Below are 14,416 nucleotides of genomic sequence, written 5' to 3' on the forward strand. Positions count from 1 at the left end.
GCCTTGCTCCTTAGTTAATTCTTAATGATCAAGTGGGTGGATATCTCTCCCTTTCTTTCGATCAGTTGAAGGATGTAATTACCTTGTTTCAGATTCGATACATCCATCGTAGAGGCATTCTCAAGAGATTGGAGCAGTTTCCCATCCATGGTGAGCAGTCGCATACGTTCTATTTCACCTCCCTTTACCTGAAGTTTATGTATCACTGGATTGGGATAAACCCGTACCTCAACATCAACGACTCCCAATACCGGTTCGCTTTCAATGGTTAATATTCCATCTACAAGATTTAATTCATATAAGTCATCCGATCCACCTGTAAGTACAATTGCATACACTCCAGCTGGATTTGATGCTGTAGCGGTTGTACTAGCTGAAGGTTCAGCTTCAAGCACAGATGCATCTTCATCTAATTTGAATCCATCATAAGATATCGTTAACTCCGGGATTGCATCGCCTTCGGCAATGGTTTTATCTTCTGCTGTGATCGTGAGAGTAGCTTTAGATACTTCAAAACTCATGGTAACAATGGGTGCCGGGTTGAACTCACTACTTCCCTCCTGCGTGGCTTCAATTTCATAGCTCCCCAATCCTGTTAATGTTAGAATGTTGCCACTCAAGATACCTTGACCACTGAGTACTTCCAGATTTACACTCATGTCTGAGCTGGATGTGGCGTTCAACTCGATCACATCACCATAGACTGCATCTGTTATTTGCTCAAAAGTGATGGTCTGATTCTCTTTGTTGGAGTCAGTAACAATTAAGGATTGAATGACAGGAGTGGCTGGATTATAGTTGATATTCCCTTCCTGAATAGCCATGATTCTAAAAACTCCTGTTTCATCAGCAGTTACCACATTTTCTTGTATGGTCCCAATGCCCTCAAGCAATTCGAATCTGATATCCAGTCCAGAGGCAGAAGATGCAGAAAGTGTTATTCTATCTGTTTGAGCAATGTCCAAATCAGCAGGGGGTGTAAAGATGATCACTTGATCGGCCTTGTTGATCGTAAGTGTGCCACTCACATGATCAAATGTGTAGTTATCGTCGAAACCTTCATCAAAGACTTCAATATTGTATATTCCTACATCACTGGAAACGGTAGCTAAAGATCGCAACTCAGGCAACACATCAATATCCATCTCGTCCTCTCCTTGTACAAACCCAGTATAAGAGATGGTAAATCCCGGCAGGTCGTCCCCAAAGGTCATGATTTTATCATCTGCTGTTGCTACGAGGAGCTTTTTCTCAATGGTGAAGTTAATGATTACAATTGCAGGATTGTAGTTTTCATTTCCTGACTGATTGATCGTAACACTCGCCTCTCCTGCGCCTAATATACTTAGCGTTGTTCCATTGATTTCGACAGGCCCGGTACTGTTGTAAGAAACGTCCAGTCCTGATGAAGCTGAGGCTGTTAAAGTAATGGCTGCATCTCCATAAGTGAGTCCCGTCAAGTCACTTGTAAACGTGATGATTTGATCATCTCTCCTACTGTCCACTACCGTAAAAAGGACGGTTAAAGTTTCTGCAGGTTCATAGGTTTCATCCCCAGCTTGACTAACAGATACTTCAAAAAGACCTACGCTATTTACGGTAATAATATTACTATCAATAGACGCGTCACCAGATACTAGATCAAATTGCACAGGCAGACCAGAGGTGGCTGTTGCCGATAACAAAATTTGATTATCACCATTAGCCAGATCAAGGATTGGAATGGGATCTAAATAGATGAATTGCTGAAGCTTTGTTATGTCTACGATAAAGGTGTCTGAAACTTCTCCGCCGTTATTGTCAATAAGCGTAACTTGTATCTCCGTTGATCCACTTCCGGCAGCTGTAGGTCCGAATAACAGAAGTGAGCCAACAAGTGATGTGGAAACTATGTCGTTGTTCGTTTCAATGATGTATTCAAGATTCTGATCGAAATCCGGATCGAAAAAATAGTTGTCTAAATTTAGATCCATCGCATGATCATCAGCCGCTATCTCAATATCCGAAATGGGATTAGTTAGTGTCGGTATCGTATTATCCCTAAGCGTGTAAGGAATCCCCGTATTACCGCCATTAGAACCGATCACTGCATTGTCTGTTAAAAAAACATCTGAATTGAGTTCAATACGAAAATCTATGATAGAATACTCAGCAATATGATGGTCTGCCTGACCTTCAAACTGAAGTGTGGCTGAAGTACCATCCGGACTCACTTGTAGCAAAGGGGTGAGACCTTCTGTAAGATCCGCTTGAAAAGAACCTCCCGTTGGCGGTCTTACAATGATCTTTTGAGGAAAGTTAAATAAATTACTTGCTATTAGTCGTTCCGGGTTATCTGGGATCTTGAAAAAGTTTCCCTCCACAGTAATAACCATAGCCCCTTCCATTCTTCCTCCATTACCTGCTGTTTCCATAAATCCTCCTGTAGGAGAGCTAAAGGAAAGTGCTCCTGGATCCTGGTTGAAAAAAGCGCCATCCTGTAGTGTACCATCGAAGTTGTTGGCTCCTTCATCGCGGGCAGTAGAATACCCTTTTTGTTCATCAAAATGCCAAACAGCTGCCAGGTCAGTCGTACTTCCTGGTAAGCGAATATCTTTTCCAGCCATTATCTCACTAGCTGTCAGCTGCTTGCTCCATAGTCGTAGCTCATCTATTTGACCATTATATGATGACCAAAAATCATCAATGCTTTTGCCTATACGAAGTGGCTCATCGGCTATGCTAATATTCGAAACGGTCTCAGTAGCCACAAGTACTCCATCGATGTAAAGCTGATTTACTCCATTCCAGTCATGAACTAGTGCCACGTGATGCCACTCTCCATCCAGCAGGTTTTCAGTACCTGATAAATTAGTAGATACTCCTCCTTGCTTTATTTGTGCATATAAGTTGGAAGCAGTATGAATGAAATTATAGCCGTTGTTGGAACCCGACACGCCGTGCCGGCTAAGTAGGCTTACAGACTCCCCAGCCTGGGGTACCTGGGAGGATTTGAAGCGGAACTCAATCGTACCTGTTTGATTGTTGGTAATGCCTTCATTGATTTCTACAAACCCATTTTGAGACGAAGGTAGAAAAAGTCTACCTCCAAGATCATCATTTGCGACGATTACATCTGTGGCCGTTGCTAGTACTGTAACCCCGTTTTTTGCCTCCACAATGTATTCATACTCTGCACCCATTAGCACAGGTTTGTTGTCTACCAAAGAACCACTGGCAGCAGAGGTGACAGGATTTTGGATGAAAATTGGATTTCCAACCGGATCATCTGCCGATCCTATCTGTCTTCTGGTGATCAGAAAATCCGTGATGGGTGTATTGAGCTGAAAATCCCAATTGAGGGTCACCTCTCCGTTATCATATGAAGCATAGGCCGTACTGGATTCAGGATCACTAAGTGTCAGATTTCCTTGTACAATACCATTGAAGCTATTGACCCCATCATCGTAAACAACTCCCTCTGTCAGTGGAAGATCAAATCGCCAAACCCCTGACAGCCACTGCTCGTCACCCAGAACTCGTTTACCTTGTAAATTTGATATTGTAGTCTGGTTCAAGGCCTGGTCCCAAACTCGGAGCTCATCTATCATTCCTACGAAAGGCTCCCAAAAGCTATCTGGGCTTCCTCCCACTCTGAATGGCTCTGCAGATAAATTAATCATTGGTGTGTTGTTTATGGTTCCTTGATCTTCTCCATCGATATAAAGTGTTGTGACACCACCCCATGAATAGGAAAGTGCGACATGATGCCATTGATCATCAGCCACATCTGTATTGTTATGCGCAGTGATACGCTGTACATTCCCATCGCCATCTTTAATATCTACACGTAGACCCGAATTTGTTAGTAAGAAATTAAACCCGTTAAGAGAACCGCCCTGATCGTGCTTGCTTAAAATGGAATGACCGTTTGTTGATGTGATATCATTGGCTGCTGCCTTCATCCTGAACTCGATCGTTCCACTGCTATTGTTGCCTGAAAATAAACCAGCATCTGAAATCTGAATTTCACCTGTACCATCCAGGATCAAATTACGATCGAAATCTTTTGCTGGCTTCACCACATCCGTTTCAGAACGAAGCACCGAATTTTTTATCGATCGTACCTCATAGGTATACACCTCACCTGAGGTTACAGATTTATCCATGTAGGAGGTATCTTCTTTGGCGACTGTGGTGAGCAACTGCAGGGTTTCGTCTCCGACTTTCCTCCATACTTCATATGACCTCACAGCATCATTAGGTAAATCAACATCGCCAATCCACCGAACCGAAACACTATCCGTATACGCAATAGCAGCGATAGGGCCAAAAGGGCTACCCATGGGAACAGCTTCCACTACACTTGAAAAGGGAGTTTCACTACCGATACTCCAGTCCCTTATTATTTTTAGCCGGTAGTAGTATCGAACATCATTCTCCACCTGAGTATCTACCCAGTCGAAACTGCGCCCGTTAGGCATAGGCACAGAGGCGTGAAGGTTGGTAGGTGGGTTTGTCGTTCCTCTATAAAGTTCTGCTTGTGCCCATCTTCCTGAACGACCATCAGGAAAGGTGCCTGTCACCCTAACCTTTTCATCACCTGGAAAGACAGAAAGCTGTGCAGGCCGGAGTAAGGCTTGGCCTAAACGGCTGTCGATGGTCAGAGGACCTATGATACCGCTACGGTCATTCCGCTCCCGTACCTTATAATAATAGAGGGTTTCATCAACTGCTTCAGGATCTACCCAATCATAATTTCCTGAGCTGCTGTAAGGTAATGAAGCAATCTGAGTGAAGCTACCGAATGCCCCTGTTGTTGATCGCAAGATATCAAGGTGTGTGGGAGAGTCCACCCCTGAGTCTCCAGCAGTCCTGGTTATGGTGATGGCTCCATTACCCCATGTCATAAAAAACCTCCATTGTGCATGGACTTGTGTTGTAATGATTACAAGTAAAAAGAGTATTAAATTCTTTTTCATGGCAGTTATAGCTTTTGATTTCTATTCGAAGCTAGGGGCCACCATGAGGCATATCAATTATGTGGGATGAACGAAGGATTTATGTGTATGGAAGAACAAAAGAAGACGATGAAATTTCTACTGGAGTTTGCGCAGCTGACTAAGTAAAACATCCCTAAAGCTTTTGCCTAGCGGTATTTCATTTCCATCCACAAATACGTTGTTGCTATTGATGGCAGATATCTGCTCGACATTCACAATGTACGAACGATGGGTTCTGAAAAATCGATCTTTGGGCAACTGTGCATGAAAGTCTTTAAGGGGCATCCGGACGACAAATTTACTATCCCCTTTCAAGTGAATAATGGAATAGTTTCCCTCGGGACTTACCCACATAATCTCCGGAAAGGTCACTTTTTGATAGACACTACCTTCTTTTATAAAAAGTGAATCCTTCATTATCAGGTTTTTCACATCCTGATATCCTTTATCTTCTGATTCCGGCTTGAGTGAAAAATTGGAGAGGGCAACTTCAATTGCTGAATAAAGATCATCTTTATTGAAAGGTTTAATCAAGTATCCATTAGGATGCAGGTCTTTAGCTTTTGTTACCGTATTCTTGTCTGCATAGCTGGTACAAAAAACAAAAGGTATGAATACATTCTGATTAATGAAGTCCGCAATTTCCAATCCGCTTTGATTCTTGCCTAGTGTAATATCCAGAATAGCTAAATCAGGTTCAGTAGCAATCAGCATTCTTTTGGCTTCATCTTCCTGACCTGTGATGCCCACAACGGAATATCCTAAATCCTTCAGGATATCTTTCATATCCTCTGCAATGATAAGTTCATCTTCAACAATTAGAATTCTGACTTTATTCATAGTAATAGCTGATCACCCCATTTACAGTCTGTTTATACTTATTGCAGATAAAAGTCCATTTCCTAAGATAAATAGCTACTTGAAAAAACAGACAGGATAATCCAAAAAACTACGAATCAACCGTTTTAAAAGCAATAGTGAAAGAGACTCCATTTCCATTTTTGAATTCCATTGTCCCCTTCAATTGCCGAGCCAATATGGATACAAGCCGTAATCCCAGTGATTCACCTTTTTCAAGGTCGAATCCATCAGGAAATCCTTTTCCATCATCACAATATGCTAATTGATAGCTGTCTGAATCTGCCTTTTCAATATGAATCGAGATATGTCCCTGTCCTTCGTCAAAGGCATATTTATAGGAATTGGAAAGGAGTTCATTCAGAATCAAACCTACTGGAATAGCTGTATCAATATCCAGATGTATGTTCTCAACAACAACCTCATGTTTTATCTGACATTCTTTTTTACCATATAATTGACCTATTTGACTGATCAGTCCATTTGCATAATCGTTCAAATCAATGGCATCCAGTTTATCACTTTGATAGAGCTTTTGATGGATCAAGGACATGGTTTTAATCCTGCTTTGACCATCATTGATCAGTTTTTTCAACTCGTCAGTTTTTGCTTCTTTCAACTGCATGTTAAAAATACTCGAGATTACTTGCAGGTTGTTTTTTACTCGATGGTGTATTTCCCTCAAAAGCACTTCTCTTTCTTTCAATGATTGCTCGATTGTGGCTTTTTGAGCAATAATTTCAGAGGTTCGATCAGCCACCAGGTCTTCCAGTTTATTACGCTCATCTTCGAGATATGAAGAGCGCCATTTTACAAATCTCCAAACAAATAGACTCAAGAAAAACAGGTAAGACCCATACGCCCAGTAGGTACGGTACCAAGGTGGCAAGACTGAGAAAGAAAGTGAGGAAGACAAGATAGAACGATCGGGTGTCTTCGCCTCGAGAAGAAGGTCATAATCACCTTCAAACAGGTTTGTGATTTCCATGTAGTTTTGTGTGCTCCACGAAGACCAATCGTTGTTATATCCATCAATACGATATCTATAATAGTTATCTCCATTGGTGTAAACTGCTTTCACAGCAAAGTCAAAGCGTAACTTATTTTGTGCATACGGAATTTCGGATGAACTCAAAAACTGATCAGCAGAAATGGATGCTTTAATGGCTGATTTGGAAAAATTTTTGAAAAGGTTCGTATTCAAGTGAAAAATGTCAACTCCGTTTGTAACTATCAGTAACCCATCTTTTAATTGAACCTCCACATTCTCCTCGATTCTTGCATCAAAAAGTGGTAATTTCCATATCAGAGAGTCATTAATGAAGATATCACCTGTTAATATTTTTTCTTCATTGAAATACAACAACCATGTGCTATCTCCCTCCATATAAAAATCCTCAACCTCCAAATACAGATCAGGAAGAAACTGATTGAGCTCCTGAAACGGCCTGAATTGATCCATTGAGGAATCATAGGTATAAAACCCATCATCTGCAGTAGCAATTAAGGCCTCCTTGTAGATATCCAATGCATTACATTCTGTAATGTCGTAACGTGTTTCAGACTGATCATACCTGAACAGTCCGCTACTTGATGAGATACCCCAGAGTGAACTATCGTATTCGATCAGATCGTCTACATTCTTAATTGTTCCCTCATCCTTGTCTGTCAATACCCACTCCGGGTCTTTGTTTAAAAAATAAATCCCTTCCTGACCTCCACCTGCATAATCATATTGATTGGAAGTAATGGGGGTCAAGCTGGTAAAAGGAGGATAAAACAGTTCTTTTGCCTCGAGTCCTTCTATCTGAAAAAAATATGATAAATCGGTTGCTATAAGCATATTATCACATTCAAAGATTCTTTTGACAAGGTTTGGAGATCCCCTCACCTTTTCTGGTTCGGATTTTCCTTCTTCCAGGACGTAGATTCCATTCAGCGAGCCTATGTGTAGTTTTCCTTCAAAAAAATGAGTAGAGGTGACTTCTGTAATCCCATCCAATTGATAATATCGAACGGGGCTGTTAATGTCTATGTATGCCATCCCCCTTTTTGTTCCTATCCAAAGACCAGAACGACTATCTTCAAATACATATCCGGTTCCTTCGTAAACGCCATAATTATCCTGTTTTATCAAATCCACCAGCCTACCATTTTGATCCATAATGAGGACCCCTCCGCTTAGCGTAGCAAATGCAAAATATTCGTTGGATAGTGCAGTAGCATGATAAACTCGATGTTCTTTCAGATATTGATTTACCTCTACGTCTAGGGGTTTTAAATTTTTATTCTTATAGAGAAACAACCCATTGGATCTAGTTGCAATGAGTATCCCTTCGGGGTGAGGAACAAAAGCATTACACTTGTAGCCAAATCTTTCTGCATCTACGATAACTTCCAATTTACCATCATAGATGGTAGCCAAACCAACTTCTCTCAGTCTTGTATAGATTGTGTCGTTCAAGGTAAAAATGATATCAAAAGGAGATTCTATCGGGCCAATTCCATCGATGAGGGTAAGTTCATCCCTGTAATATCTGAAAATGTACCTGGAAGAGCGAAAATATACGCCATGACTTGAGAGATCTACTTCCCATATATTCCCAAAATCAGAAGTGCTAGCATCCAACTTATCACTCAATGAAAAATAAACAAGTTCAAAATCAAAGTAGCCGAACTCCTTTTCAGAACCTACATATATTCGACCTTTTTCTTCCTCAACCTTTAACCAAAAAATAGCCTTCTTGCCTGGAATAATGCCTTCCTTCCACCTTTCTCCATCATATTGTAATATTGAGGTTCCTGTGCCAAAGTACATGGTTCCATCTTCTGATTGATCTATGCTAAAGATTTCACGATCCGACTGATATTCTCGGGGATCAAAATACCGATGAGGGTATTTATACTGTCCAAATACTATGAAAGGAAAAATTCCGTATAAGAATAATATATATCTGAATTGTAGCACAATTGGAGCCAATCTAGATATTTTTTACCTTATTATATGTTGAAGAGACGCAATACGTGTGAAATCACAGAAAAGAAGTATTTCATCATTGAATTTTCAATATTCATCACTGAAAGACAATTCAACACCAATTATAAAGATATCTTACTTTAAGATCTTTTAGGCCTACTTCTCCGCTAGGGTATAATTTGATTGAAGTCTCTTGACAAAGTCTATGTTTGACTTACCTACACAATCTTATCTCATTGATGGAAGTTCAAGGCTGATGAGCAATGCTATCCGATCAACCCTTCTTCCAAAATTTCATTATCTTCTATAGACTGCTGTTTCTTTCCTCTCAATGAAAACCTCCCGGTTTTATCAGTTAGCTCTTCTGCAATCTGAGAGATATCGTATGAAAGGTCATGATAGCTCTGCATGATATCGGCAACATGCTTTGCAGAGGATGCTGCCTCCTCAGACCCAGCTGCCGTTTCCTCAGAAATCACCACAATCTGTTCGATCAATGAAACAATCTGTTTGATATCATTCGTCTGCTTTTGCGTAGACTTTACAATATCATTCGAGATGTTGAATGTTGTATTGTAACTTTCCAAGATTTCGCTAAACGATGTTTGAGCATTCTTAACGGAACCTTCTCCTTCTTTTACTACTCCATTCATATCCGAAATGAACTTACTCGTTTCTGTAGCTGACTTTTGAACATTAACCACCAGGTTTTCAATCTCCTTTGCAGAACTTTGGGACTGCTCAGCTAACTTCCTTATCTCATCGGCAATCACTGAAAAGCCTTTCCCAGCATCGCCTGCTTGAGCTGCTTCAATCGCAGCATTTAGTGCAAGTAGGTTTGTTTGTGAAGCAATACTTTGAATAATATTGAGTATCCCAGATATCTCTGAAGAGTACTTAGATAAATTATTAATTGACTCTGTGCTCTTGTCAAAAAACAACAAAACATCCTGAAAGCTACTTCCAACTTTCTCAATGGTTTCAACTCCGTTCTTACTTTTTTCTACCCCATTAGATGATTCATTATTTATTGCATTTGCTTGATTACTTACTCCTTTGGAAGAATCCATGATATTTTCAACTAATGCTGAAGTATTATTCACCTGCATAACCTGACTCCCCGCACCAACACTAATTTCGGAGATAACCTGAGACATCTCCGTAATTTGAAGACTTACCTGCTCACTATTTTCGTTACTTGTGTGGGCAATTGATTTAATGTTTTCTGCCTGCTGTACAATGTCATTTATTAACTCAGAAACATTATCCAGCGCCATATTAAGATTATTCGATAGCTCAAGCACCTCTCCCTTACTTTCCTGAAGATATCGTTCTTTTAGATTTCCTTCTGCCAGATGATTGATAATTCGATCCAATTCCTTAAATGGTTTTAATAATGAATCAAAAAGATTGTTGATTGATTGTCCGAGTTTACGCCATTCTCCCGTATGCGAGTCTGTCTCCATCTTCAAACTGTAATTACCAGTCTCCACAACCTTACTAATTATTCTTTCCGTCTCACTTACAGCATTCAAAAGGTTTGATTGTTGTTTCTCAAGCTCTACTCGTTGCTGATCCGATTCATCACTCTTTATTTTTAGTTGTTCAGTCTGCTCAACAATGCTTTGTTCAAACTTTTGATTGATAGATACTAAAAGGTAGAGTTCAAAAAGAATGATAAAAGAGGTAGCCGTCGTTGAAATATTGTATTTAAACAGTGAAGGATCTTTGAAAGGTAGTTCTGAGATTGGCAAGCCTAACACAGACTGAATTTGATCAAAAAACAGATAACTCAAAAACAGTCCTATCAGTGTCACATTAAAAAAAAGCCTTTCTCTCTTAAAATCAAATATCACGGCTGTACCTACAATTACTGGCCACAAATGCAACTTAGTAGTTGGTAAGCGCATGATACCAGCATCTATTCCTTTGGCAATGAATTGAAGGTTGAAATAATAAAATGATAGTATTAAGTAGAGAGCTACCCCGAACAGTAAGAATAACCGACCGTATTTATGATAACCTAATCTTATAAGTATATACCCAATAACAGGAACCGGAATGAGTGAAAGTGTTTCAAGTGCCGCTTCAGGAACTCCTGATACAATTTGAACAGCACTTAAAATAGCTAATAAGGGAAATAGAAAAACAATTAGGCAGTTAGCATAGAATATGCGATTCTTAATAATATCCTGCATACCGGAATTTGTTCCAGCATAGAGAATTTCTCTTTTAAACCAGTTCATAAATAATGATAGTCTTAATAGTTAGATAGTGAGGCTTTAAAAAGAATTAAAGTTTTTCTTTTCTCCTAGGTATATCAGAAATAAATAAGATTCTGTTGCCGTATTGACAATCATCAATCTTATTACCATTGATTAACTAAATCCTAGCTGCCATAAACAAACTAATATCTTTAAAAGCCAGATTGAAACGTTTAGCTAGACCAAGATTTGTAAGACTTCCTTTATAGGAATACACCCCCTTTTGTAACCATGGGTGTGTATAGATCATTTCATCAAATCCTCCACAGTCTCCGGCATCCAGTAAGATGGGCGTGAAGATGTTAGAAATTGCAAGGGAAGCGGTTCTAGCTACTCTGGAAGCAATATTAGGAACACAATAATGAGTTACGTCATGTTTCACAAAAACGGGCTTCTTGTGGTTGGTGAGTTCGGAAGTTTCGATACAACCTCCTTGATCGATACTCACATCTATGATCACTGATCCTGGCTTCATACTCATGACCATATCTTCAGTGACCAACATTTTGCTTTGTCCTTTTTCAAAGCGAACAGCGCCTATGAGTACATCTGCTTCTCTCACTTCTTTTTCCAACAAGCTTTGATCGTAAGTCGAAGTATATATTTCTTGCCCTAACGTATGCTTGAGTCTGCGCATTTTATAAATCTGATTATCAAACACACGAACTTCTGCTCCATGACCCAACGCTGCTCTGGCAGCAAATTCCGCAACCGTTCCTGCTCCTATTATCACTACCCTTGTTGGTGGTACGCCAGTTATTCCTCCCAGGATTACTCCTCTCCCATTGCTTGAGCTACTCAAGTACTCCGCTGCAATTACCATCACCGTACTCCCAGCCACTTCACTCATCGCCCTTACCAATGGCAATCCTCCTACTTTGTCCTGAATGAATTCATATCCAATAGCTATGAGTTTTTTCTTGTTTATCGCCTCCAGGTATTTAGCATTTTGTTTCCCAGCCTGAAAAGCAGATATCAATGTACTTCCAGATTTCATCATCTCAATCTCATCTAGTGTAGGAGGCTCTACCTTTAACACTACATGACTTTCAAAAACTTCTTTGGCACTATAGACAATTCTTGCTCCAACTTCACTGTATTCTTTATCAGAAAAATTGGAGGACTCTCCTGCTCCTGATTCTATCACAACTTCGTGACCATTGGCTATTAAAACGCCAACAGAAGATGGCTTGATAGGCATGCGTTTTTCTTGGTCTGCAACTTCACAAGGCACACCAATTTGAAGGGTTTGATGTTTTTTGGAAATTTTCGCTGGAGCTTCCTGAGGGTAAAGCGTCTGTTCTTGAGCCAACTTCGCAAATCCAGATTTTGACGATTCGTTCATTTAGGTTGTGCAGTTAGTGATCGGGTGTTATCACCTACTAATTTAATGTTTATTTGCAGGTATTCATCAGGCAAAAGTGGCTCAATGATTTGAGGCCACTCTAGTAAGCAAAAATTTCCTGAGAATAAATAGTCTTCAACTCCAACATCAACCGCTTCTTTGAGATCCTTCAATCGGTAAAAATCAAAGTGATAAACATCTTTTCCCTTATTGGTTTGATATTCGTTTATGATAGAAAAAGTTGGCGAGCTCATTTCGTCTTCCACCCCAATCTCTTTGCATATTTTTTTTGTAAGTGTGGTTTTACCTGTACCCATTTCTGCATAAAAACACCAGACCTTTATGTCACCAAAATTGCTGACTAACTTCCTGGCTACTTCTTGTAGTTCATCTTCATTATAGTTAGGGATGGTCATTTATTCGAAAGCGTAATGAACGGAATCATGATTTCCTCCATGGAAATGCCACCATGCTGAAAAGTATCCTTATACATGCGTACATAATGATTGAAATTGTTCGGGTAAGCAAAAAAGTGATCATCCTTTGTGAAGACGTATGATGAACTTACGTGCTCTTTTGGAAGTCCGAATCTCTCAGGATCACGGGTGAAGAAGACTGATTTTTCATTAAATGCCAGGTTTCTACCCACTTTATATCTAAGGTTTGTATTTGTACTCCGGTCTCCAACAATTTTTTGCGCTTTATTTACCCTGATTGTCCCGTGATCAGTTGTAATCATCACTTTCACTTTTTTATCGGCTAGTGACTTTAGCGTATCATAAAGTGATGAGTGTGTGAACCATGATTTAGTCAATGAACGATAGGCTGATTCATCTGGAGCAAGTTCTCGAATCATCTGCATGTCCGTACGAGCATGTGATAGCATATCCACGAAGTTGAATACGATGGCATTCAAATTGTTATTCATCAAGTTGGGAATATTCTCACTCAATTGTTTCCCTTCTTCAGCTCTTAGTATTTTATGATAACTAAATCGTTCTTTCATTTGATTTCGAGCCAAATTAGCTTCAAGTAATTCTCGTTCCTTTAGATTTTTTCCTTCATCTTCCTCTTCACCAACCCATAAATCAGGATAACGACGAGCGATTTCCATAGGAGTTAATCCAGCGAAAAGAGCGTTTCTGGCATACGAAGTGGTTGTAGGCAAAATAGAGAAATACATCTCTTCAGAATCAACATTAAACAGCTCGGCGACTTCAGGCTCAATCACTTTCCACTGATCATATCGAAGGTTGTCAATCACAATTAAAAACACAGGGTCGTCTCCGACTTCTGGAAAAACTTTCTGCTTAAGAAGATTGTGTGAAAGCATTGGCCGATCAATGTCTGGATCGGTAATCCAATCTTCGTAGTTGGAGGTAATGAATGCTGAAAAATTACCATCAGCCTCAACTTTCTGTGCATTCAGCACCTCTACCATGCTTTTGTCCTGTGTCTCATCCAGTTCCAACTCCCAATACACCAGTTTACGATAGATTTCCATCCAATCGTTGTGATCTTGCGCATCCATCACTCCCATCGCCAACTGCTGGAAGTCCTTTTGGTAACCCTGGTTAGTCTTCTCTGAAATGATTCGTTTGTTATCTAAGATCTTCTTTATTGAAAGAAGTATTTGACTAGGGTTCAATGGCTTGATCAAATAATCAGCAATCTTGGCGCCTATGGCCTCCTCCATGATTTCCTCCGCCTCATTCTTCGTAATCATCACCACCGGAAGATTAGGATGAGTAGACTTGATGTAGTTGAGTGTCTCCAGCCCGCTCATTCCAGGCATATTCTCATCCAGGAATACAATATCGAAATGATTGTGATCGATCTCTTCCAGCGCATCGGACCCACTATTTACCGGAGTAAGCTGATATCCTTTTTGTTCAAGGAATAAAATATGAGGCTTTAGCAGCTCAATTTCATCGTCCGCCCATAAGATTTTAAATTGCTGCATTAATTCAGTTTTAGCATTGGAGTGCTA

The 14,416-nt window shown here is 40.0% G+C and carries 7 protein-coding genes; all 7 read right to left on the reverse strand.

Annotated elements, in window-relative coordinates:
- Positions 1-14 precede the first annotated feature (14 nt).
- Positions 15-4,961 (reverse strand): LamG-like jellyroll fold domain-containing protein, encoded by a 4,947-nt coding sequence (locus ABJQ32_08920; GenBank protein MEP5289758.1) that lies wholly within the window; start codon positions 4,959-4,961, stop codon positions 15-17.
- Positions 4,962-5,078: 117 nt separating this feature from the next.
- On the reverse strand, positions 5,079-5,822 hold the full coding sequence (locus ABJQ32_08925; protein ID MEP5289759.1) for a response regulator: 744 nt from the start codon (positions 5,820-5,822) through the stop codon (positions 5,079-5,081).
- A gap of 109 nt (positions 5,823-5,931) precedes the next feature.
- A complete protein-coding gene (locus ABJQ32_08930; protein MEP5289760.1) occupies positions 5,932-8,820 on the reverse strand; it encodes a histidine kinase dimerization/phosphoacceptor domain -containing protein in 2,889 nt (962 codons plus the stop codon).
- 263 nt (positions 8,821-9,083) lie between these two features.
- Positions 9,084-11,063, reverse strand: coding sequence for a methyl-accepting chemotaxis protein (locus ABJQ32_08935; GenBank protein MEP5289761.1), 1,980 nt, complete (start codon positions 11,061-11,063; stop codon positions 9,084-9,086).
- A gap of 136 nt (positions 11,064-11,199) precedes the next feature.
- Positions 11,200-12,426: an alanine dehydrogenase gene (locus ABJQ32_08940; GenBank protein ID MEP5289762.1), complete on the reverse strand. Its 1,227-nt coding sequence runs from the start codon at positions 12,424-12,426 to the stop codon at positions 11,200-11,202.
- Positions 12,423-12,842 (reverse strand): tRNA (adenosine(37)-N6)-threonylcarbamoyltransferase complex ATPase subunit type 1 TsaE, encoded by a 420-nt coding sequence (gene tsaE, locus ABJQ32_08945; protein MEP5289763.1) that lies wholly within the window; start codon positions 12,840-12,842, stop codon positions 12,423-12,425. Before tsaE ends, ABJQ32_08940 begins: the two co-directional genes overlap by 4 nt.
- Positions 12,839-14,389: a PglZ domain-containing protein gene (locus tag ABJQ32_08950; protein MEP5289764.1), complete on the reverse strand. Its 1,551-nt coding sequence runs from the start codon at positions 14,387-14,389 to the stop codon at positions 12,839-12,841. The genes tsaE and ABJQ32_08950 overlap by 4 nt, the downstream gene beginning before the upstream one ends.
- Between the last annotated feature and the right edge of the window lie 27 nt (positions 14,390-14,416).

The sequence above is a fragment of the Marinobacter alexandrii genome (assembly GCA_039984955.1).
Taxonomy (GTDB): domain Bacteria; phylum Bacteroidota; class Bacteroidia; order Cytophagales; family Cyclobacteriaceae; genus Ekhidna.